We start from the raw sequence: 20,281 nt of genomic DNA, 5'->3' as shown, positions 1-20,281 counted from the left end.
CTGCCGCAGTGCTATTCGGCGGGGCGGGCTCCCATGATGCCGTAGAGGAGTAGATCCTCGAGGGAATCGGCGAAGGTGTCGAGGTCCGCTATATCGCGGATGCACATGGCGAACAGTGCCGCGCCGGCGATGGTGTCCAGGACGGTGTTGGGGTCCAGGCCGGGTCGGGGGGAGTCCGGGTCGGCGGGGAGGTAGTCGGCCAATTCGGCGCGGGTGGGGGTGTCCAGGCGGGTGGCGAGGTTTTCGTAGAGGCCAGGGTCCTGGCGCATTTCCGACATGAGGCCGGGCATGGCGGCCCGGGTTTCGGCGGAGCCGAAGAGCTGGATGGTGCCTCGGATGATCTTGCGGATTTCCGAGATGAGGTCGGGGGCGACCTGATCTGAGCCGACATCGGGGAAGACGGCCTTGGCGATGAGGTGCGCTTTCGTCGGCCAGCGCCGGTAGATCGACGGGCGGCTCACGCCCGCGCGCGCCGCGATGGCATCGATTGACGTTGCGGCATAACCGCGTTCGATGAGCAGTTCGCGAGCCGCATCCAGGACGGCGGCATCCACCGCGGGGTCGCGGTGCGGGCCCAGGCGGTGGCGTTCGGTCACGAAATCCGTCCTTGTCAGTGCGGTCGGGAGTCGTTACAGTCTGTCACAACAAAGTCGTTACACTCTGTAACTGCTGCGGCTCGAGGAGTTATCGTGTCTGCTGCCCCGGAAATCGCCGATACCTATCGGGCGGTACCGCTCCTGCAGGACAAAGTCATCGTCATTTCGGGCATCGGTCCCGGACTCGGTCATTCGCTGACCATCGAGGCGGCCCGGATGGGCGCGAACCTGGTGCTGGTCAGCCGCACCGAGAAGCGCTTGGAGAAACTGGCCGAGGAGGTGCGCGCCCTGGGCGGCACCGCCCTGGTCGCACCGACCGATATCACCGATGAGGACCAGCGCCGCTCGCTGGTGGAACGCGCACTCGCCGAATTCGGCCGGGTCGACTGCCTGATCAACAACGCGTTCGCCATCCCGCCGATGAATCCGATCACCGAGATCGAACTGGAGGCGCTGCGGGTCGCCAACGAGACCAATGTCTTCGCCCCGCTGCGACTTTCGACATTGTTCGCCGACGCGCTCTCGGCCTCCCGTGGCTCGGTCATCATGCTGAACTCATGCGTGGCCTATAGCTCGCAGCCCGAGTTCTCCGGCTACAAACTCTCCAAAGGCGCACTGGCACACCTGGCTTCGTCGCTGGCCACCGAACTCGGCCCGCGCGGCATCCGCGTGAACAGCGTCGCCCCGTCGTATGTCTACGAGGACATCAACAAAGCCTACTTCGACTGGCTGGCGAGCCAGGCGAACACCACGCACGAGGAGATCTATCGGCAGAAGGCCGAGCCCACCGATCTCAAACGGCTCGCCGGACCCGAAGAGGTCGCACGCGCCGCACTCTTCCTGGCCAGCGACCTCGCCAGCGCGGTCACCGGCCAGATGCTGACCGTCGACTGCGGTGAATTCCACCGATGAGCACAGGAGAAACCGTGACCAAGCGAATCGTGCTGTGGGGCACCGGAGTCGTCGGCTCCATGGTGCTCACCGAGATCCTGCGCCATCCCCTGTTCGAGTTGGTCGGTGTCGGCGTGAGCAACCCCGATAAGGTCGGCAAGGATGCCGGAGACCTCTGTGGCCAGCCGAAAACCGGTGTCCTGGCCACGAATTCGGTCGACGAGCTGATCGCGCTGCGCCCCGACGCACTGGTGCATTACGGTCCCACCGCCCAGTTCGCCGATGAGAACATCCGGGTCATCACCGCGTTCCTGCGCGCGGGCATCGACGTCTGCTCGACCGCCATGACCCCGTGGGTGTACCCGAATATCAAACAGCTGCCCGATATCTGGCGCGATCCCATCACCGAAGCCTGCGCGGCGGGCGGGGCGTCCTGCTTCACCACCGGCATCGATCCCGGCTTCGCCAACGACCTGTTCCCGCTCACCCTCATGGGCCTGTGCGGTGCGGTCGAATCCGTGCGCGCTTCGGAACTGCTGGACTACACCGACTACGAGGGCGACTACGAATTCGAGATGGGTATCGGCCATCCGCCGGAATTCACCGCGCTGCTGGAACATCCGGATCTGCTGATCATGGCGTGGGGTCCGACCGTGCCCATGATCGCCACCGCCGCCGGAATCGAACTCGACGACATCACCACCACGTGGGAGAAGTGGGTGACCCCGGAGGATCGCCCGTGCGCCAAGGGCACCATCAAGGCGGGTACCGTCGCGGCGATCCGATTCACCATCAACGGCATCTACAAAGGCCGCGAGGTGATCACCCTGGAGCACGTCAACCGCATCGGATTGGACGCTGCCCCCGATTGGCCCGCGGGCACCCGCGATGACGTCTACCGCGTGGACATCCTCGGCTCCCCGTCGATTTCGCAGGAGACCTCGTTCCGGTTCACCGACGGCTCCGGCCGCGCCCCGGCGGTCGCCGGATGCCTATCCACGGGTATGCGCGCGCTGAACGCGGTACCGGCGGTCAACGCGCTACCGCCCGGCTGGGTGACCGCCCTGGACCTGCCGCTCATCCCCGGCGCGGGCACCATTCGCTGATATCCAGCCGTCCCGGAGCAGGCGCTTGTAGACCTTGCCGCTGTCGTCCCGGGGCAGCGCATCGACGATCTCGATGTGGGCGGGCAGCTTGTAGGCGGCGAGCTGCCCGGAAAGGGATTCGCGCACAAGGTCTTCGGTGAGCGTCGCACCGGGGCGCGGCAGGATATGCGCGGCCACCTGCTCACCCAGATCACCGGAATCGGGCACCCCGAAGACCGCCACATCCTCGACGCCGTCGAGCGCGGCGAGGGCGCTCTCGATCTCGGCGGGGTAGATGTTCACCCCGCCGCGGATCACCACCTCGGCATCGCGCCCGGTCAGGTACAGATAGCCGTCCTCGTCGAGGTAGCCGAGATCGCCGACCCACAGCATGTCCGGCACCGGGGATTGCGGTGCGCCCTGATTGAGGTATTCGAAGCGGGGCCAATAGTCCGCGCCGCGCACCCACACCCGGCCGATCTCCCCGGCGGGCAGCGGATTTCCGCGCTCATCACCGATCAGGACGGCGGACCCGTCCACGGCCCGGCCGACACTGCCGGGATGCGCCAGCCATTGCGCCGCATCGATCCAGGTGATCGTGCCCGCCTCACTGCACCCGTAGAACTCCCACAGCGCATCCCCGAACAGCTCGATCGCCGCACGCTTGAGCGCGGGCGGACACGGTGCGGCGGAATGGATCACATGGGTCAGGCTCGACAGATCGTAGTGCGCGCGCTCCTCGGCGGGCACGCTCAGAATGCGCGACACCATGGTCGGCACGATCTTGACCTGCCGAATGAGATGGCGATCGACCAGCCGCAGGAAGTCGCGTGCGTCCCATCTGGGCATGAGCACGATCTTCGCGCCCATTCGAAGACCCAGCACGGCAATGGCATTGGGTGAGGTGTGATAGAGCGGACCGGCGACCAGCATCGGGACACCCGGGGCCAGCCCCATGCGCTGTGCGGTCGCGCCCGCGATACTCAGCAGCTGATGCGGCGTCATCGACTCCCGTGCAACACCTTTGGGCTTACCGGTGGTGCCGGAGGTGTAGATGACGCCCATCGAATCCGAGATCGCACCCTCGATATGACCGACCGGCTCGGACTGCCCGGCGATCCAATCCTCCAGCAGCTCACGGCGTCCGGTCGGCCACGCGAGCCCCGCATCCCAGCCACCGGCGGCCAGCAGTTCGGCGGGCATCGCGATTTCCACGATGCGCGCCGCGGTGCCCGTCAGTTCGCGCGCCGCCTCCACCACCGGAATGAATTCGGTATGGGCGAAGATCAACCGGACCTTGGCGTCGGTGAGCACATGGGCGACCTCACCCGCGGTCCACCGGGTATTGATCGGCAGCGGATTCGCGCCGGTCGCCGCGATACCGACCGAGACCTCCAGGAACTCGATGTCATTGCGTGCCATGACCATACATTTGTCACCGCGCCCGATCCCGGCGGCCACCAGCGCGGCCCCGAGCCGTCCGGCCCGGGCCAGGGCATCGGGCTGGGTGCGCAGCCGATCTCCGCAGACGATGGTGGCGATTTCCGGCGAAGCAGCGGTCATGCCGCGTAAGTCTGCCACCGCCAAGATCTTTCGCGTATTGCGGTGTCGAGCACCTGCGCGGATGCCGGAGACTGATCCCGCACAGTGGACAACGGCCCGGAAGCCGAGGGGGCTTCCGGGCCGTCTCTTGCTCCGGACACCAGCACCTTGGAGCCGACGCCCCGATGGGCACCGCCGGATAGGCGTTCACATCGCCGGAGCCGTCTGCGTGGGCCACGGCGACACGAAGTGCCTTCCCTGCACAGTGCGCGCTTCGGTGCGCCGCGCCATGCCCGGAGCAAACCGGAAGTACGAATCACCGCCGGTCACAATGAGTCTCACCGACATAACCGCGCCCGTCGAACCGGGGAAAGCCGCTGGCACTGCGGGTCTGCGAGTTGGCACACCCGGTCGGTCTTCGGCGCGCCGCCGCGACTCGCCGAAACACCTGGTCTACGGTGCTGTCGCCCCACCCGCGTCACCCGGACCTGCGCGAATACCGGAACACCGTTTATCCGCCGGTCCAGCGGATATTGCCCCGGTAGCAATGCCGCTGAATTCCTCAGCATGAACGCCACCGAACATCCGACGATGGAGGACCCATGCGATTCCGACCGATGCGCGCCGCGACCGCGACCGCGCCCCTTGCGGCGCTGCTGCTGACCGGCCTGCTGATCACCGGTTGTGACCAGGCGAAAGAAGCGGTGAACAAGGGCGGCGACACCCCGTGCAGTGAATTCGTCGCCCAGGATTCGGATAAGCAGCACGTCACGGTGCGCAAGTACCTGGAGAAGGACACCGAGATCAGCGCCACGCCCAGCCCGGAATCGATCGACGGCGCGATCACCGCCATCGGGCTCATGTGCAAGGCACAGTCCAATCCGGATACCCCGATCAAGAACGCCGATCTGACCGGGATTCTGCTGCCCAAGAAGTAGTCGGCTAGAGCCGCGGGCCGGGCAACCGGTTCGCGGCGTCCAGCGGCGGAGCCAGCGGGTGCAACGGGTGCGAGGCGGGGCCGTCGAGCAGGGTCCCATCGGGTGCGAAACGCGAGCCGTGCAGCGGGCAATCCCAGGACAGCGCGGCATCGTTCCAGCACAGGATGCCACCCAGGTGCGGGCACACCGCCGAGATCTCGGTGGTGACGCCGTCCACCGTGGAGACGGCGGTGGGGATGACGCCGTGGCGTTCCACCCGGCCCTGTCCCTCGGCGGGAATGCCGTCCCGGCCCGAGCCGAGCGCATGCCGCCAGCCCGTCAGAAGTTGCTGTGCCACACCGGCATTGGCGGCGACGGCGGTCGGAAGTGAACGCAATTCCGAGGGCCGCCAGCTCGCCAGCGTGCCCGCCCAGGCCGGTGGCTTACCGGTAATGCGGCCCGTCAGCGCGAGTGCGGCCGCGACGCCATTCGTCAAGCCCCACTTGGCATATCCGGTGGCGACCAGGATGCGATTCCGGCCCGGTAGCAGCGGGCCGACATAGGGGAGTTCGTCGATCGGAAGGTAGTCCTGCGCGGACCAGCTGTGCAGCGGCTCGGCGTCCGGGAACCAGCGCCGAGTCCATTCGACCAATTCCTCCGCGTGATGCCGCGGCGAGCGGACGCGGCCCACCGTATGACCGTGACCGCCGACGAGCAGTACATCGCCTTCCGGCGTGGGCGCATAGCGCAACGACCGGGTGGGACTGCCCGCGCTGAGGAACATATGCCGTGGAATCGGCTCGGCCACGCGGAACGCGGTGAGATATGAGCGCTGCGCGATCAGCCGGGCGAAATAGCCGCCGCGATCGAGAATCGGTGTGCCGGTGGCGATCACCACCGTTCGGGCGGTGAGCTCGCCGTGCTCGGTCTCCACGATCAGATCCTCGCCGCGGCCCTCGCGCACATCGTGCACCAGGGTCGATTCGAAGATCGACGTGGTGTGCGCCTCGATCTCGAGGGCCAGCGCCTCCAGCAGGGCGGCCGGATCCAATTGGGCCTGATCCGCCAGCGCTATCGCGTCCTGGGCCGGAAACGGCATATCCAGCGCGAGATCGGTCACGGGCAGGCCCGCCATCCGCAGGGCGTCGAATTCCTTTCGCACCGCCTTCTTTTCGGCGAAGGTCTGCGCGTAGGTCACCGCCGATTCCCGCTGCACCGGCAGGGAATGCTCCTCGCAGAATCGGATCAGCCATTGCTGCGCTTCACGATTGGCCTCGAGATAGTCGAGCAGCGCGCGATCGCCGTGGCGGCGGCGAATGCGCTGGGCGCGGGTGCCCTGCAACAGGCTGACCTTTCCGGTCGACGAACCACTGGTGGAATCGCCGATCCGGCGGGCCTCGACCACCGCCACGTCCGCACCGCTTTCCGCGAGCAGCAGCGCGGTCGCCAAACCCGTGATGCCCGCGCCGATCACGACGGTATCGAAACGCGATCCGGGCGTCAGCCGCAACCGCGCCGGCGCATCAGCGTCTTTCAACCACAGTGAAGTCATGGTCGGGCTATAACCGCCCGGTCCGCGCTCAAACAGCGGGAAAAACTGCCGCGATACGGGCGATTGAGGTCGCGGCGAGCGGGTATTGCGGCAACTAGCGCAGCACGTAGGAATTGACCGATTCGAAAGATGAACCGGCACTACATGATTCACCCTGGAGTTGGACAATGAGAAGCTATCCGAACGATCGCCCGATGGTCCGCGGCCGCAGCGGCCTGGCCGGTATCGGCACCCTTCTGGTGCTGGTGTGGCTGGTCATCGGCGCCGTCGCCGCCGGACAGCGGCACTATTTCGACGACGCGCCTACCAACTGCGCGGGCACCTCGACGATCGCGGTGACGATCCTGGCCGGACCGCTCAACTACATGGGCGTGAACCCCAAGATCGACGACTGCAACGTCGACGTGCCGCAGCCCAGCCAGTAGTCACTACTGACGCCGGTCGCCGTGCGCCTCGCACAACCAACCGGCGGGGCCGCGCGGATTCGCACACCAGGCATCGAAATCGATTGGCACTATGCACTTTCCATTCGATGCCTGGTGTAGCGCGTCTCGCAGGGCATGCATGGCCGCGAGATATAACTCGGTCATTCCGACGTCGGCCCCGGAACCCCGGGCCTTGACCAGGAGTTCGAGTCGTAACTCGGCTGGCGGATGAGTTCTGAAGCAGTGCCGATGTTCCCGGACCGCCGCGGGCGCGATCGGCAGCGGCACGTTCGACGGTATCGCGGTCGATCGCTCCAGAATGCCCAGGTAGGCCGTCGCGACCGCGCAGGCGGTGAATGCCACCGGGCGTGCGACTTGCGAGACCCCGGCGGTGACGATATTCCGGGCGAACCGATCCGCGCTCAATTCCTCGGCCCAGTCCTCGCGCACCTGCGCGGGGAGGTCCGGGAAATCGCGATCGATCAGGGTGACGATGCCCGGTGTCGCCGCCAGTCGTTCCAGGCGGAACAGCGCGTGCGCCAACTCGTGTCCGATCAGAAAGCGCTCGCCGAACCAGAGCAGTTTTCCGAAAGCCGCTGCGCCGCTGTACCAGCCATCGCCCGCCGGTGGCAGATCCGAATGCTCGAATCCCCGTGCCGGTTGCCGGAACGCCCAGATCACTCGGGCCGCCGCGCGCACCGTGCCCGATTCGGGGGGATCCACGAAAACCCGTCCCGGTGCTTGACCGATCAGGGTCATGGCGTGCCGGACCATATCGGCGAACATGAGCAGCATCGCGCCGTCGAGAAAGACGACCACCCCCTCATTCCGATACTGGGTACTCGTGCCATGCGCCCGGCCACTGCGACCGGTCTCGACCACCACGCAATCCCGCAGCGTTCGCGCCAACTCCGGTCGCCGCCGCGCGATTTCGGTCAGAAATGTGGAAACGAGCAGTTCCAGGGCCTCTGGCACACCGAATTGCGCGCGATTCGCCAGCTGACCCACCCCCGGCGGAACACCGAGCAGTGCGCATTCTCGCGCCAATTCCCGCTCGGAGAGCGGTGCGGCAGGCGGCCAGGCCCAGCCGCGATCGGAGATCAGCCGGGCCGCCCGCGCACGCAGGAGTTCGGGCTGACAGCCGGGCGAATCGGCTTCCGATCCGGCCTCGATCACGGAATAATTCTCTATCATCGCCGACCGGCCGGAGCCCGTTATGACAGCGGAACAAGTATTCAATGTCGAAGTGCGCGCGGGTGACCGCGACATAGCCGAAGAACTCGGCCAATGGCTGGAGAAGTCCGGGATCGAGGAGGTCAGCGTCACCCGCGAGCGCGGCATGATCGATCTGCAGGCGCTGGAATACCTCATCTCCGCCACCCTGGTCGAACTGTCCGTGCTGGCCCGGCTCGGGTTCTGGATTCGCGAAAAGACGCACTGCCGAACCGTTTACGATGTGCGCGCCAAAACCGTGCTGACAGAGATGGATTGCCGGATTCGGGACGGCAAGATCGTGGTGATCACCAAAAAGGGCGCGACCGTCTACGAACCGGGAACACCGGTCGATCTGAACAAAATCCTCGGTGACGCACTCGGATCCGCCTGAGCGCTACCGGGAAATTCACAGATATCGATAGCCGGACAATAGCCATTTCGCAGTGTGGGTCCGCGTTTGACCCGCGCGCATGCGGTTTCGTATCGTTGCGCAACGATGCCAACTCGAGGAGTCATCGTGGCAACCCCAGACGTCCCGCGCCTGCTCGGTGAACGGGCCACCGAACCCAGCGCCCCCGCGGCGGCATGAGCGCGGTCACCCGGCTCACGCTGATCACACACGCGATCACCGATGCCACGCAGAACGCCGCTTTCCCCCTCGACGAACCGCTCAACGCGCTCGGTGAACGCATGATCGGAAAGGTCGGCGCCGTCCCCGGCGCCGACCGCACCGTGACCTACCACGCCCCCGAAACCCGAACCCGCGACACCGCATCGGGCCTCGGCCTCTTCGGCACCCCCGACCCGGTCCTGCGCGATCTCGACCACGGCGACTGGTCCGGCCGCACCATGGACACCCTCCCGCCCGAGCAGCTGATGCCCTGGCTCACCGACCCCGAATTCCGTGCGCACGGCGGCGAATCGATCACCGATCTCATCGACCGCACCCGGGCCTGGCTGGACGCTCTCGCCGGTCGCGGCGAGCACATCACGGCCATCACCCATCCCGCACTGGTGCGTGCCGCGGTCCTGTGCGCTCTGCGAGCACCCGCACAATCCTTCTGGCGCATAGACATTCCACCCCTCACCGCCACCAGCCTGCATCACCGCGCCCCGGCCTGGACCCTACGCGCCACCGCCTTCCCGCTGGCATGAGTCAGCGCAGGCAGAGGGAATCCAGGATCTCCGCGGCGTAGTCGATGAAGAGCAGGTGGCCCGCGCCCGGGATCAGGTGCAGGTCGGTGTGGGGGAGCAGGGTGGCGAGGCGACGGCTCTCCGAACAGGGGAGGTTCAGGTCGGCGTCACCGTGCCAGATCTGTACGGGGGCGGTGATATCGGTGAGATCGAAACCCCAGGGTTTACCGAACAGCGAGCGCAGGTCCGTGGCGAAACCGCGTGGACCCTGGCGGAACGCCTCGGCGAGGTTGGCGGCCATCTTGGCCGCGAGTTCGGGATCGGCGGCCACGCGGGCCTGATCCACCTGGGCCATCTGCGAGATCAGGGTGTCTATGCCGCCGCGCTTGCGGACGGCCTTCTCCAATTGGGCGGCGGCGGGGCCGGTGAGGAAGGGAAAGCGTTGCAGCATGGCAAGACTCCGGCGGCGTTTACGGGCCGCGGCGTCCAGATCGCCGTCCGGGTGTTTGTCGAAGGGGGCGGGAGCGGAGACCACCGCGATACCGGCAACGCGTCCGGGCAGGCGGTAGGCGCAGGCCAGAGCGTAGGGGCCGCCGCCCGATACGCCGATGACCGCGAACTGATCCCAGTCGAGGTGATCGGCGAGTCGGACGGCGGTATCGGGCCAGTCCACCACCGGCTGGGCGGCGGCCGGGCTGGAACCGCCCATACCGGGTCTGTCCACCGCCACCACGCGGATACCGGCGGCGGCCGCCGCCTGATCGAAAGCCTCCGCCTCCACATGTGATCCGGGGACGCCGGGGCAGTACAGCAGCGGAACGCCCGATGGATCGCCGTATTCGGCGAAGCCCACCGTGCCATCGCCAAGAGTGATCGACCGGGACACGCTCGATGACATCACCAGGGCAGGGTAAGGGCAAAGCCCCGTAGGGACCGCGCGACGCACGCACCGACATTCCGTCCGCACCGAACACGCCGGAATTGTCTGGTACTTCGCTGATTCGAGTACCGGTCAGCGCGAACGCAGCCGGGAGTTCCGGCGGTCCGGGCGAAGCGCCATCTCGTGGAAACCGGCCGGGGTCTCGATATGGCTGGGACCGCGTAACCGGTTGTGCCGCATACGCTGCGTACGCTCCTGGAGCGAAATCGGATGCGCGAAATGGATTTCCGCCTGCCGATCGGCGGTCACCACCGTCGCCTCCTGTTCGGGACCGCGCCATTCGGTGATCCACAGATTGCCGAACACCATGACCTCCGGCAGGGTCTGATCATCCAGGGTCACCTGGACATCTGCCCCGGTGTACTCGCCCCAGACCGCCCACCACATCGCCTCCGGCTCCTCGGGGATGGGACCCGCCGCGCCGACCGCCATATCGTTGTGCCCCAGCCACGTTCGCCACGGCGGAGCCGCCTCACCCTCGGAATCGTTGTGGGACGGGCGAATTCGGAAATGCTCATCGGCCGGCCGCCACTGCACGCACAGCCCCGACACCGGTAACACCATCTCGTCGAACTCCATTGCTTTCCTTCCGCCGGTCGGGATCGGTGCGCTCGTCACCGGCCGATCTATCGCTTCAAGGTCATATCCATGGGTTACCCCACCTCGGGCGTTATCAAACCGTGATACCTCGCCGTCCCCCCGTTTGATCCGGCCCCGGCTGGTCATCCTGCTTAAAAGGGCACCCGGACATCCCGGTTGAACATGAGGATGCGATATGACAAGTGAAGGAGCGGTGGAGTTCCCACCGCTGGACGACGCACCGGACATCTCCCGCGAGACCCCGGTGACTGCGGAAAGGCTGGGGGACAACGGCAATCGGATCGGCTACGCCCTACTGGGCGCGGGTGTGCTCACCGCCTGCGCGACACTGCTGGCCGGATTGGCCGGTAAGAACGCCATCGGATTGGCCGCCGCCGTGATCACGGTGATCTGCCTGCTCATCGGCACCGCACTCACCACTGCGGCGCGTCGCAGAAATGCGGCCGTGAGCGCCGAAGGTGAGGAATCCAGCAGGTGGCAGGTTATTCCCCGCGAGGAGTGAGCCTGATCGGCTCACCGGCCGGGATATGCCGCCAACTCGATATCGAGCCGCTGGTACATCGGCACGAAAGTATTGATCCGGTACCGCCGTCTGATGATCGACCAGGGGCGACCGGCGGCCAGTAGCGCCTCCAGGAAACGCGTCAGTTCGACCTGGCTCAGGGCCGCGCCCGGACACAGGTGTTTACCGCCGCCGAACCACAGCTGTCGAATCTCGTTGATATGACCCAGGTTCGGATCGAAACGGCCGGGCGCGTTGGCGATGGTCCAGGTCATGATCTTGACCCGATCGCCCGGGCGCAGCACCCGGCCCGCCAGTTCCACTTCGCCCACCACGCCGCGCCCGACGACCGGCATGGAACTGGTGACCCGCAGACCCTCGCGAATCGCGGCCGGTAGCGCGGCGGGATCGGCGCAGAGCCGTTCGTGCTCACCGGTGTCGTGCAGCAGGGCCACCAGGCGGCCCATGGTGCTGGCGAGTGTGGCGGTGCCCGCGACGATGAGAAGTACCGCGGTGCCACGGGTGTCGTCGGCGTCGAAGCCGAGTGCGCGGCATCTGCCGATCACCGTATCCGGCGGGGCCGTGTCGTAGACGTCGGCGACGGCCGCGCCGATTCGGGCGGCGATGGCCTTTCCTCTGTGGGCGTTGCGAGCGGGTACGACGGTGGTCGCCCAATTGCCCTTACCGAGATCGGCGAGTTCGGTGACCGCTCGGAACAGCTCCTCGTACGCGGCGTCATCGGGCAGCGCGGGCAAACCCACCAGATCGGTCATGATTCGTCCGGTGAACACCCGGGAGAAGGCCGCGATATCGACGGTGCGCCCGGCGGCCAGATCGGTCCGCAGCCGCGTCAGCATCGGGCCGACCGCGCGTTCCACCATCGCCTCGGATCGCGCGCGGGTGAACAGATCGTTCACCCGCGCGCGGAACGCGGTGTGATCGACGCCCTCGAAGCGTTCGAGCACGAAATCGCCGAGCATCTGCGCCCACCAGTGCCCGGACGCGCCATCGCGCACGATGCTGAAATTGTCACTGTCGGAATGGATCTCACGTGCCAACCGGGGGTCGGCGACCACCCAGCCGAGCCCGGGCACCTTGCGCAGCGGGCGGGCCAGCGGCGCGGCGGTGAGCAGAACGGCCAGGCCCGGCTGTGCGCAGGCGTGCAGCGCGAGTTCATGCCATTCGGCGGCACGGCGAGCGGTGACGGGTGTGCCGGTAATGGTCATGCCGTGGCTCCGGTGCCGGTCCACGCGGTCGCGGCGGCCGATTCGATTCCGGCCGTGGTGAATTGATCCAGTACCAGATGCGTGCACAGCACCGCCATACTGGCCCATTCGGCGGCCGCGCCCTCCCAGGTGCCGGACCTGTCCACCGCGGTGCGCCAGATCCGTTCGGTGGCAACGGGATCGAATAGGCCGTAACGCTGAACCGCTGATCGCGACAGATGATCCCCGGCCAGCTCCGCTCCGGGGCCGCTCAGATACCAGGCGCTGATCGGCGTCATGAACGGTTTCTTGCGGCGGCGCACGATCGGCTTCGGCAGCGCATCGGCGACCGCGCGTTTGAGCACGTATTTCTCGGTGCCCAAGTGCACCAGCATATTCGGATGGATCTCGGCGCAGATATCGACGACATCGCGATCCAGGAACGGCACCCGCACCTCGATGCCATTGGCCATACCGAGCCGATCCGAGATGGGCAGCACCCAGTGCGGCAGCCGGGTGTGGAATTCGAAGTGCAACTGCCGGTGCAGGGTGGTGTGCGCGGGCGGGGCCGGTAGCGCCGAGGGTTCGGGGAGTCGTCCGGTGATGGCCGGTGCGATGGCGTCACCCAGGGCGCTCCACAGATAGATCCACGGCGGGACCTGTCCGAAGCGGTCGGTGTACTCGCCGAATCGCGTTGCCACGCTAGTGATATGGCGGTCGATACCGCTCGGTGCGCCGATCCATTTGGTGGCCTGCTGCCACAGCATCGGCTGCAACGCACCCAGTTTCAGCGATTCGAGCTTCGCGCTGACCTTCATGAGCCGGTAGAAATCGTATCCGGCCAGGAGTTCATCGGAGCCGTCACCGCTCATGGCGACCGTCCAGCCGTGCTCGCGCGCCATCCCCGTCAGCTCCAGGAACGGCGTCGCCACCCCGCCGTACCAGAACGGGGATTCGAAGTGCCACATACTCTTCGGCAGCAGTTCGCACGCGCGGGCCCCGGTCATCGCGGCTTCGTCATTGCGGACGCCCAGCGATTCCGCGACCAGGCGGGACATCGAGGTCTCATCGTGTATCTCGCCCGGGAGCGCGAGACTGAGAGTGGGGAGCGGGGAATCGCAGCGGCGGGCCGCCACCGCGGCTATCGCGGAGGAATCCAGACCGCCGCTCAGGGCGACGCCACCGCGTACCTCCTCGGGAATTCGTTTGGCCACGGCGGCGGTGAAGCGCTCATCGAACGCCTCGATGGCGGCACGACCCGTGAGCAGCGGCCGTTCGGGGTCCGGGCGCTCGAATACCGTGAAATAGCGCCGTGATCGGACTCCGGTGGCATCGATGGTGGTGATCGTCCCCGGCTGGAGATCGTTCACCTCGCGCCAGAAGGTGTGCGGCGCGATGGTGTGCCCGTAGAACAGGCAGTCGGCCATGCCCTGCGGGTCGATCTCGATCGGGCAGCGCCCGGAAGCGAAGATGCCTTTGATCTCCGAGGCGAAAACGATCGCGCTGCCGCGGCGGTGGTAGAACAGCGGCTTCACCCCGACCCGGTCCCGGGTCAGCAGCAGTCGCTGTTTTCCGATGTCCCACAGCGCGATTCCGAAATCACCGTCGAGATGTTCGACGAACCGATCGCCGTACTCCTCGTACAGGTGCGGCAGCACCTCGGCATCGCTGCCGCTGTGGAAGCGATGCCCCCGCGCCGCCAGCGACCGCCGCAGCTCACGATGGTTGTAGATCTCGCCATTGCACACCGCCAGCACGGTGCCGTCCTCGCTGCGCACCGGCTGATCCCCGTGCGCCACATCGACAATCGCGAGCCGCGCGAACCCGAACGCCGCGTTCCGATCCGACCACACCGCGGTCCGATCGGGTCCGCGATGCCGCATGATCGCGTTCATGGCCTCGATGGGCCGGGGATCCACCGCACCGGCGAAGTCGACGATTCCGCTGATTCCACACATTTGCTGTTCCTCCGCGGGGGTAGGCGATCGCCTACCCGATCTTAGGTTCGCGGTACGGAAGAACAACTCGGCGGAGACGAATTGGCTTGTGTGACAAAATATGTGCGGAATGTTCTTCGAATCGAAGAGCGATCGGGCGATGATGACGCTCAACCTGGAACAGGTTGCAGGATTATCGCCCGAGCAGATGCCGCAGGGTCGATTCGAGATCAGGTGTGCGGAAACGATGTTCGGCGGCCGTGAGCCGCGCCGGGGTCACCCGCTGGCTGGCATTGGCGAGTTCCCGCGCACCCTGCTTGCCGAGCAGCAGTGCCGGGCCGAATCCCGGCACCGGCAGAATCGCTGGCCGGTGCAGCACATGGGCCAGCGTGGCGGTGTACTCGCGATTGCGCGCCGGATTCGGGGCCACCGCGTTGACCGGACCCGAGAGCGCGTCATCCCAGAGCGCACGGTGATACACGTCGACGAGATCATCGATGCCGATCCACGAAAGCCACTGTGCGCCATCGCCGATTCGCCCACCCAGCCCGGTGGTGAACAGCGGGCGCATGAGCCGCAGCGTGCCGCCGCGCGGTGACTGCACAATTCCGGTGCGCACCCGCACCACTCGGGTTCCAGCCGCCGCGGCGGGTTCGGTGGCGTCCTCCCACGCTTCGACGACATCGGCGAGGAACCCGTCACCCCGGGCACTGTCCTCGGTCAGGACCTCATCCCCGCGGTCATAGCCGTAGATGCCGATGGCCGAGGCGCAGACGAAGGTTCCCACCCCCGCCTCACCGGCCGCCCGCGCGAGCAGTCGAGTCGGCTCGATCCGGCTGTCCGCGATCGCGCGCCGATGCCGCTCGGTGAACCGCCCCGCGATCGATTCCCCCGCGAGATGTATCACCGCATCGACCCCGTCGAACAGCTGCGCCGCCGGGGCTGCCGGATCCCATTGCCGCTCAGCGGAATTGCGCGGCGTATGCCGCACCAGCCGGATGACCGTATGCCCGCCGGTGCTCAGGAACGCCGACAGCGCCGAGCCGACCAGTCCTGACGCCCCGGTGATCGCGATCGTCGAAGCCTTCAGCCCCCGGCCCGCCGCCAGCTGATGCGCGGCTAGATCATCGGCGAGCTGCCGATACCGATAATCGAACGTGGCGTTCAACGCCGCGGCGGGAACCGGCGTCTCGACCCGATCGATAACGCGCGTATGCCCCGCATCCACGGCCTCGAACTCATGAATATGCCGCCACCGCACCGCGATTCCCGCCGGAATCGACGCCACCCCGTCCACCGCCACCTGATCCGCGAACCGATGCGGCGGGTCATATGCCGCCGGATCATGCGCCGCCACCCATCGCAGCCCACCCGGTAACCCCAGCACCGCTCGCCCATCAGCCAGCGAATTCGCTTCCGTGATCAGCGTCATCGGCTGCCACGGCGGCGACAACCGACTGAACGCCCCCGGCCGCCCGAACCAATCGAACACCTCGGCCAGCGGTGCTGAGACAACGCTCGAACGTTCGATTCCCATGCCTCGACCGTAGTCCGCCGATCGCCCCGCCACCCGCTGTCGGCGTGTCGATCCGGCCTCACCGCGTGTCACCTGTGGATGCGGTGTCGCTGGCCCTCCGCCTGAACGGCTACTGACCCGCGGTCGGCACGAGGTCGAAGTGGTCGGTCTGGTACTGGAACAGCAGGCATTCCGCGCCGGGGGCGCAGCCGCTCAGGTGGGGGATGTCGGCGGTCAGGGTGTAGAAGGAACCGGCGGGGTAGTCGATGCGTTTGCCGTCGAAGATGGCGTAGAAGGTGCCGCTGAGGACAACGGTCGGCAGGTCACTGGTGTGGGTGTGGCGCGGATTGTCCTTTCCGGCGGGGAATTTCACGAAGGCTTCGTAGGGGCCGTGGCCCGCGAGGTCGCCCCGCACATTGGCGTATCGGACACCGCCGCTGCCGGGGAGTTCGGTCCAGGACAGGTCGGCGGCGGGGAATGAGACGGCCGGGCCGCTTGCCACCGGGGGCGGGGTGGTTGTGGGCGGTTGGGCCGCAGAACCTCTCTCACAGGCGGTTGCCGCGATCGCCACCGCCAGTGCGGGCAGGGCGACGCGGGCGATGCGGTGAGCGGGCTTCGGGGCGAGCGATGTCATCGAGAATCTCTTTCCACTGGCTATCGGATCGCGTCCACGATCTCGCGACCGGCCTCGGCTCGACAGTGGCTCGTGTGCCTACAATCAACGGATTCGGGCCAGCGGAGTGTGGGAGTTCAACAGTGGATGTGATCGCGGTCGTGGCCTTCGATCGGATCAATCCGTTTCATCTGTCGGTGCCGTGCCTGGTGTTCGGTGAGGAACAACCCTCGCCCGAATTGCCGCCGTGCGAGATCCGGGTGTGCACGCCCGATGCCGCGCCGATCATCACGACAGCGGGATTCACCGTCAGCACCGGGCACGGGCTGGACGAGGTGGCGGGCGCGTCGATGGTGATCGTGCCCAGTTGGCCCGATCCGGATCTGCCCGCCCCGCCCGCGATCGTCGACGCGATCCGCACCGCGCATGACAATGGCGCGCGCGTGGTGGGGTTATGCCTGGGCGCGTTCGTTGTCGCCGATACCGGACTGCTGGCGAACCGACCGGCCGCCACCCACTGGAAATGGGCCGACGTCTTCGCCCGCAGATTCCCGGATGTGCAGCTGGATCGCGAATCGCTGTATGTCGACGACGGCGATATCGTCACCTCGGCCGGAACCACGGCCGCGATCGATACCTGCCTGCATCTGCTGCGCCGCCAGCACGGCGCGGAACTGGCCAATCGCGTCGCACGGCGGCTGGTCGCGCCACCACATCGCGAGGGCGGGCAAGCGCAGTTCATCGAACATCCTTTGCCCGCAACGGGTTCCGAACATCCGCTGACGAGCACGCTGCACTGGGCGATAGCGCATCTCGACGAAGACCTGTCCGTCGATCGCCTGGCCGCGCGTGCGAATATGAGCCGCCGGACATTCACCCGCCGGTTCCGCGAGACCGTGGGCACCGGCGTGGCCGCGTGGGTGGCCACCCAGCGCATAGCCATGGCCCAGCGCCTGCTCGAAACCGGTGACCATCCCATAGACCGCATCGCCGACCTCTGCGGCTTCGGCAGTGCGGTCACGATGCGTGAACAGTTCTGGCGTGCCCTCGCCACCACCCCGTCGGCGTACCGCCGCACCTTCCGGGGTCCGGCCCTTCCCATTGACGATCGGACCGGCGGCCCGGTCCGACCCGTACCGGTCAGCTGAGCACGTATCCGCCGCTGGGGTTGATGTAGCGGCTGTCGTCGACATTGTGGAGCATGGCCGCCATTGCGCGCAGGTGCTCGCCGAGGGCGGCGACCGCGGCGTTCTCTTCCGAAGCGGCGGACCAGGTTTCGGGGTTGGTCATCGGTTGCCTTCCGTGGTGGCGGGGGTGCGCAGGTGATGGTCGGTCAGTCGCTGATAGGCATCGCCCGCGCGCAGTACGGCCGCTTCGGCGAATGGCCTGCCGCTCAGGGAGATCGACAGGGGAGTGTGTTCGCTCGACAGGCCGATCGGGACGGCGAGTGTCGGGTTGCCGAGGGGGTTCCAGTAGGGCGTGTGCAGGGAGGAGAGCACATCGAGGGGCCGCAGCTGATCGATGGCGTCCAAGGCCGGTGCGCCGAGGTGACCGGTCGGGGTCAGGACCAGATCGACCCGGGTGAACAGTTCGGCCATCCGCTGCTGGGCGATGCGCCGAACCCGTTGCGCCTGAATGTAATCCGCACCGCTGACGGCGTCACCCGCGGCGAGGATCACGCGGGTGCCGCGGCCGTAGTCGCTCCATCGGCTGCGCAGGTCCCGGCGATGATAGGTATGCGCCTCGGCGAGCATGACCAGCACGTCGATCGCGGTGACCTCCGGGTACATCGGGATCTCGACGGGCACGATGGTCGCTCCGGCCTCGCGCAGTGCGGCGACCGCATCGGCGAAGAGCGCGGGTTGCGCCGGATCGATGCCGCCGGTGGCGTAGCGGTCCAAATCGTCTACGCCGATGGTGATTCCGTGCAGGTCACCGGTCAGGGCGGCGGGATAGTCGTCGAGTGCGGCGGGGGAGCTGTACGGGTCGCCCGGTTCGTATCCGGCGATCACCGATAGCAACAGGGCGCAGTCCGCGGCGCTGCGCGCCATCGGCCCAACATGGTCGAGGGTGTAACCGAGCGGCACCACACCGGATTTGGGCACTCGGCCGAAAGTTGGCTTCAGTCCGGTGATTCCGTTGAAGGCGGCGGGGATTCGAATACTGCCCGCGGTATCGGTGCCGATCGCGCCCAGGAACATCCCCGCCGCCACCCCGCTGCCGGAACCCGAGCTGGAACCGCCGGCCCAGCGGGTCCGATCCCAGGCATTGCGCGGAATCGGGAAGGGCTTCTCCGGATCGGGTGCGCCGATCGCGAATTCCATGGTGGTGGTCTTACCTGTGACAATGGCCCCGGCCTGTTCGAGCCGGGACACGACGGCGCAATCGCCGGTGGCGGCGCCCCATTCCGGGGCCAGTACGAGGCTCTGCGCGGTAGTGGGAGCGTGTGCGTGCGCGAGAATATCCTTGACGCCCAAGGGAATTCCATCGAGCGGGGCCAGTGGTTCGCCCGCCGCGAGCTTGGCGTCGACCTGTTCGGCCCGCGCACGCGCGCGGTCGTCGAATCTCGCCAGAAAGACGCCCAGATCGGGATCCGCGTCGGCGGCGGCCAGGGCGGTGTCGACCAATTCGACCGCGCTCACCTCGCGGCGGCGCAGGGCGGCGGCCGCGCTGGTGAGCGTCGAAAACGCTACGGGGACAGTCGTAGTCATACATACCTCACTGTTATCGGGGGAGGGTGCCGGTCAGATCGATGCGGGGGATGGCCCCGATGCGGAGCTGAATTTCGCTGCGACAGGTGCCCAGCGCGTAGTCGATCGCCTGACCGTCGTGATTGCGAATGGTCTGCTCCAGCAGCAGCACGGGCTCACCGGGTAGCACGTGCAGTAGCGCGGCCGCGTAGTCGTCGGCCCGCGCGGCTTGCAGGCCGACGTCGAATGCCGTGAAGTCGATACCGCCCGCGTGCAGGAGGGAGTAGAAGTCCTCGCGAAAGACGGTCAGGTCGACCCGGGCGGCTTCGGGTGCGCGCAGATAGTTGGTGAACAGGCCGATCGGCCGCTGATCGAGCAGCAGCACGTATTCGATGCACAGGCAGTCATCGCCGACCGCGATGCCGTCCAGATGGTCGGCGATCACCCGGGTCGCCGGAACCCAGGCCCAATGCAGCAGGCGCGGGGATATCCGGCCCAGCGCCAGATGCTCCTCGAGCGAACGGCCCTCGGGTGGAAGTGCGCCCGCGACAAGGTATTCCGCGCGGACCGGCACGGTGCCCACACCGCGCCGCCGCTCGATCAATCCGGCATTGCGCAGCAGATCGAGCGCCTCGCGGACCACATCACGCGAGGCTTGATACTGGGCCATCAATTCGGCTTCGCTCGGCAGCCTGCCGGAAGCGAAAGCGCCATCGCGCAGGGCGGCGCGGAGCAGATCGTGCAACCGCCGGGCAATCAGCTGGGAGGAGGCGGGCAGACACTCCCGTACCTGCGCGCCGAACAGGGTGCGTTCCAGTGCGGTATCGGGTGCACCGGTTCGGCTGGGGCGCTGTTCGCTGGAGGACATAGTCGTACTGTGCCCAGGGGCAGGTTACGCGACAAGTAGTTGCCGTAAAGGTC

General features: G+C 67.0%; 21 protein-coding genes. 8 read left to right on the top strand and 13 right to left on the bottom strand.

Annotation, left to right across the window (positions count from 1 at the left end; translation table 11 throughout):
- Positions 1 to 11 precede the first annotated feature (11 nt).
- A complete protein-coding gene (locus AB0L82_RS14280; RefSeq protein WP_364635269.1) occupies positions 12 to 596 on the bottom strand; it encodes a TetR/AcrR family transcriptional regulator in 585 nt (194 codons plus the stop codon).
- 93 nt (positions 597 to 689) lie between these two features.
- On the opposite strand from AB0L82_RS14280, the gene AB0L82_RS14275 reads away from it, so the two are divergent.
- Together AB0L82_RS14275 and AB0L82_RS14270 are read left to right on the top strand one after the other, a co-directional pair.
- Positions 690 to 1,508: an SDR family oxidoreductase gene (locus AB0L82_RS14275; RefSeq protein ID WP_364635266.1), complete on the top strand. Its 819-nt coding sequence runs from the start codon at positions 690 to 692 to the stop codon at positions 1,506 to 1,508.
- The gene (locus AB0L82_RS14270; protein WP_364635263.1) at positions 1,505 to 2,593 is read left to right on the top strand and encodes a dihydrodipicolinate reductase; all 1,089 of its coding nucleotides are present in this window, start codon (positions 1,505 to 1,507) and stop codon (positions 2,591 to 2,593) included. The genes AB0L82_RS14275 and AB0L82_RS14270 overlap by 4 nt, the downstream gene beginning before the upstream one ends.
- Here the strand turns inward: AB0L82_RS14270 and AB0L82_RS14265 are convergent.
- Positions 2,528 to 4,135 (bottom strand): AMP-binding protein, encoded by a 1,608-nt coding sequence (locus tag AB0L82_RS14265; RefSeq protein WP_364635260.1) that lies wholly within the window; start codon positions 4,133 to 4,135, stop codon positions 2,528 to 2,530. The genes AB0L82_RS14270 and AB0L82_RS14265 overlap by 66 nt on opposite strands.
- Positions 4,136 to 4,716: 581 nt before the next feature.
- Between AB0L82_RS14265 and AB0L82_RS14260 the strand changes: the two genes are divergently transcribed.
- The gene (locus tag AB0L82_RS14260; RefSeq protein WP_364635257.1) at positions 4,717 to 5,052 is read left to right on the top strand and encodes a hypothetical protein; all 336 of its coding nucleotides are present in this window, start codon (positions 4,717 to 4,719) and stop codon (positions 5,050 to 5,052) included.
- Positions 5,053 to 5,056: 4 nt separating this feature from the next.
- On the opposite strand, the gene AB0L82_RS14255 is transcribed toward AB0L82_RS14260, so the two are convergent.
- On the bottom strand, positions 5,057 to 6,583 hold the full coding sequence (locus tag AB0L82_RS14255) for an FAD-dependent oxidoreductase (protein ID WP_364635254.1): 1,527 nt from the start codon (positions 6,581 to 6,583) through the stop codon (positions 5,057 to 5,059).
- Between the two features lie 194 nt (positions 6,584 to 6,777).
- On the opposite strand from AB0L82_RS14255, the gene AB0L82_RS14250 reads away from it, so the two are divergent.
- On the top strand, positions 6,778 to 7,008 hold the full coding sequence (locus tag AB0L82_RS14250) for a hypothetical protein (RefSeq protein ID WP_364636091.1): 231 nt from the start codon (positions 6,778 to 6,780) through the stop codon (positions 7,006 to 7,008).
- Positions 7,009 to 7,011: 3 nt separating this feature from the next.
- Here the strand turns inward: AB0L82_RS14250 and AB0L82_RS14245 are convergent, their stop codons facing one another.
- Positions 7,012 to 8,184, bottom strand: a complete 1,173-nt coding sequence (locus tag AB0L82_RS14245) for a hypothetical protein (RefSeq protein ID WP_364635251.1) — start codon at positions 8,182 to 8,184, stop codon at positions 7,012 to 7,014.
- Positions 8,185 to 8,224: 40 nt separating this feature from the next.
- On the opposite strand from AB0L82_RS14245, the gene AB0L82_RS14240 reads away from it, so the two are divergent.
- Both AB0L82_RS14240 and AB0L82_RS14235 read left to right on the top strand, forming a co-directional pair.
- Positions 8,225 to 8,614, top strand: a complete 390-nt coding sequence (locus AB0L82_RS14240; protein WP_364635248.1) for a hypothetical protein — start codon at positions 8,225 to 8,227, stop codon at positions 8,612 to 8,614.
- A gap of 194 nt (positions 8,615 to 8,808) precedes the next feature.
- Positions 8,809 to 9,378 carry a histidine phosphatase family protein gene (locus tag AB0L82_RS14235; protein ID WP_364635245.1) on the top strand — a complete coding sequence of 190 codons (570 nt, stop codon included), beginning with the start codon at positions 8,809 to 8,811 and terminating at the stop codon, positions 9,376 to 9,378.
- 1 nt (position 9,379) lies between these two features.
- Here the strand turns inward: AB0L82_RS14235 and AB0L82_RS14230 are convergent, their stop codons facing one another.
- Together AB0L82_RS14230 and AB0L82_RS14225 are read right to left on the bottom strand one after the other, a co-directional pair.
- The gene (locus AB0L82_RS14230) at positions 9,380 to 10,255 is read right to left on the bottom strand and encodes an alpha/beta hydrolase (protein ID WP_364636088.1); all 876 of its coding nucleotides are present in this window, start codon (positions 10,253 to 10,255) and stop codon (positions 9,380 to 9,382) included.
- Between the two features lie 114 nt (positions 10,256 to 10,369).
- On the bottom strand, positions 10,370 to 10,876 hold the full coding sequence (locus AB0L82_RS14225; protein ID WP_364635242.1) for a hypothetical protein: 507 nt from the start codon (positions 10,874 to 10,876) through the stop codon (positions 10,370 to 10,372).
- 196 nt (positions 10,877 to 11,072) lie between these two features.
- On the opposite strand from AB0L82_RS14225, the gene AB0L82_RS14220 reads away from it, so the two are divergent.
- Positions 11,073 to 11,399 (top strand): hypothetical protein, encoded by a 327-nt coding sequence (locus tag AB0L82_RS14220; RefSeq protein ID WP_364635240.1) that lies wholly within the window; start codon positions 11,073 to 11,075, stop codon positions 11,397 to 11,399.
- Between the two features lie 11 nt (positions 11,400 to 11,410).
- Here the strand turns inward: AB0L82_RS14220 and AB0L82_RS14215 are convergent, their stop codons facing one another.
- The 4 genes from AB0L82_RS14215 to AB0L82_RS14200 all read right to left on the bottom strand — a co-directional run bounded on the left by AB0L82_RS14215 (position 11,411) and on the right by AB0L82_RS14200 (position 16,691).
- Complete coding sequence (locus tag AB0L82_RS14215) at positions 11,411 to 12,625, bottom strand: cytochrome P450 (protein ID WP_364635237.1); 1,215 nt, start codon at positions 12,623 to 12,625, stop codon at positions 11,411 to 11,413.
- Positions 12,622 to 14,562, bottom strand: coding sequence for an asparagine synthase (glutamine-hydrolyzing) (gene asnB, locus AB0L82_RS14210; protein ID WP_364635234.1), 1,941 nt, complete (start codon positions 14,560 to 14,562; stop codon positions 12,622 to 12,624). Before asnB ends, AB0L82_RS14215 begins: the two co-directional genes overlap by 4 nt.
- Before the next feature lie 172 nt (positions 14,563 to 14,734).
- Positions 14,735 to 16,078: a TIGR01777 family oxidoreductase gene (locus tag AB0L82_RS14205; protein ID WP_364635231.1), complete on the bottom strand. Its 1,344-nt coding sequence runs from the start codon at positions 16,076 to 16,078 to the stop codon at positions 14,735 to 14,737.
- Between the two features lie 109 nt (positions 16,079 to 16,187).
- Positions 16,188 to 16,691, bottom strand: a complete 504-nt coding sequence (locus AB0L82_RS14200) for a hypothetical protein (protein WP_364635228.1) — start codon at positions 16,689 to 16,691, stop codon at positions 16,188 to 16,190.
- Positions 16,692 to 16,813: 122 nt separating this feature from the next.
- Between AB0L82_RS14200 and AB0L82_RS14195 the strand changes: the two genes are divergently transcribed.
- Positions 16,814 to 17,818 carry a helix-turn-helix domain-containing protein gene (locus AB0L82_RS14195; protein WP_364635225.1) on the top strand — a complete coding sequence of 335 codons (1,005 nt, stop codon included), beginning with the start codon at positions 16,814 to 16,816 and terminating at the stop codon, positions 17,816 to 17,818.
- Here AB0L82_RS14195 and AB0L82_RS14190 read toward each other — a convergent pair.
- From AB0L82_RS14190 to AB0L82_RS14180, 3 genes are read right to left on the bottom strand one after another with little or no spacing between them, the layout of a single operon-like run.
- Positions 17,811 to 17,960 carry a hypothetical protein gene (locus AB0L82_RS14190; protein WP_364635222.1) on the bottom strand — a complete coding sequence of 50 codons (150 nt, stop codon included), beginning with the start codon at positions 17,958 to 17,960 and terminating at the stop codon, positions 17,811 to 17,813. The two genes, AB0L82_RS14195 and AB0L82_RS14190, sit on opposite strands and share 8 nt — an antisense overlap.
- A complete protein-coding gene (locus AB0L82_RS14185) occupies positions 17,957 to 19,381 on the bottom strand; it encodes an amidase (protein ID WP_364635219.1) in 1,425 nt (474 codons plus the stop codon). The genes AB0L82_RS14190 and AB0L82_RS14185 overlap by 4 nt, the downstream gene beginning before the upstream one ends.
- Positions 19,382 to 19,394: 13 nt before the next feature.
- Complete coding sequence (locus AB0L82_RS14180) at positions 19,395 to 20,228, bottom strand: GntR family transcriptional regulator (RefSeq protein ID WP_364635216.1); 834 nt, start codon at positions 20,226 to 20,228, stop codon at positions 19,395 to 19,397.
- Positions 20,229 to 20,281: the final 53 nt, after the last annotated feature.

The sequence above is a fragment of the Nocardia sp. NPDC052001 genome (assembly GCF_040680615.1).
GTDB lineage: Bacteria > Actinomycetota > Actinomycetes > Mycobacteriales > Mycobacteriaceae > Nocardia.
The sequence above is the reverse complement of the archived record's forward strand: the minus strand, read 5'-3'. Positions and strand labels throughout refer to the sequence as shown.

Coding starts and splice junctions, on each gene's coding strand:
- AB0L82_RS14270 (WP_364635263.1), top strand. CDS start 1,505: ATGAGCACAGGAGAAACCGTGACCAAGCGAATCGTGCTGTGGGGCACC.
- AB0L82_RS14265 (WP_364635260.1), bottom strand. CDS start 4,135: ATGACCGCTGCTTCGCCGGAAATCGCCACCATCGTCTGCGGAGATCGG.
- AB0L82_RS14260 (WP_364635257.1), top strand. CDS start 4,717: ATGCGATTCCGACCGATGCGCGCCGCGACCGCGACCGCGCCCCTTGCG.
- AB0L82_RS14255 (WP_364635254.1), bottom strand. CDS start 6,583: ATGACTTCACTGTGGTTGAAAGACGCTGATGCGCCGGCGCGGTTGCGG.
- AB0L82_RS14250 (WP_364636091.1), top strand. CDS start 6,778: ATGGTCCGCGGCCGCAGCGGCCTGGCCGGTATCGGCACCCTTCTGGTG.
- AB0L82_RS14240 (WP_364635248.1), top strand. CDS start 8,225: ATGACAGCGGAACAAGTATTCAATGTCGAAGTGCGCGCGGGTGACCGC.
- AB0L82_RS14235 (WP_364635245.1), top strand. CDS start 8,809: ATGAGCGCGGTCACCCGGCTCACGCTGATCACACACGCGATCACCGAT.
- AB0L82_RS14230 (WP_364636088.1), bottom strand. CDS start 10,255: ATGTCATCGAGCGTGTCCCGGTCGATCACTCTTGGCGATGGCACGGTG.
- AB0L82_RS14225 (WP_364635242.1), bottom strand. CDS start 10,876: ATGGAGTTCGACGAGATGGTGTTACCGGTGTCGGGGCTGTGCGTGCAG.
- AB0L82_RS14220 (WP_364635240.1), top strand. CDS start 11,073: ATGACAAGTGAAGGAGCGGTGGAGTTCCCACCGCTGGACGACGCACCG.
- AB0L82_RS14215 (WP_364635237.1), bottom strand. CDS start 12,625: ATGACCATTACCGGCACACCCGTCACCGCTCGCCGTGCCGCCGAATGG.
- asnB (WP_364635234.1), bottom strand. CDS start 14,562: ATGTGTGGAATCAGCGGAATCGTCGACTTCGCCGGTGCGGTGGATCCC.
- AB0L82_RS14205 (WP_364635231.1), bottom strand. CDS start 16,078: ATGGGAATCGAACGTTCGAGCGTTGTCTCAGCACCGCTGGCCGAGGTG.
- AB0L82_RS14200 (WP_364635228.1), bottom strand. CDS start 16,691: ATGACATCGCTCGCCCCGAAGCCCGCTCACCGCATCGCCCGCGTCGCC.
- AB0L82_RS14190 (WP_364635222.1), bottom strand. CDS start 17,960: ATGACCAACCCCGAAACCTGGTCCGCCGCTTCGGAAGAGAACGCCGCG.
- AB0L82_RS14185 (WP_364635219.1), bottom strand. CDS start 19,381: ATGACTACGACTGTCCCCGTAGCGTTTTCGACGCTCACCAGCGCGGCC.
- AB0L82_RS14180 (WP_364635216.1), bottom strand. CDS start 20,228: ATGTCCTCCAGCGAACAGCGCCCCAGCCGAACCGGTGCACCCGATACC.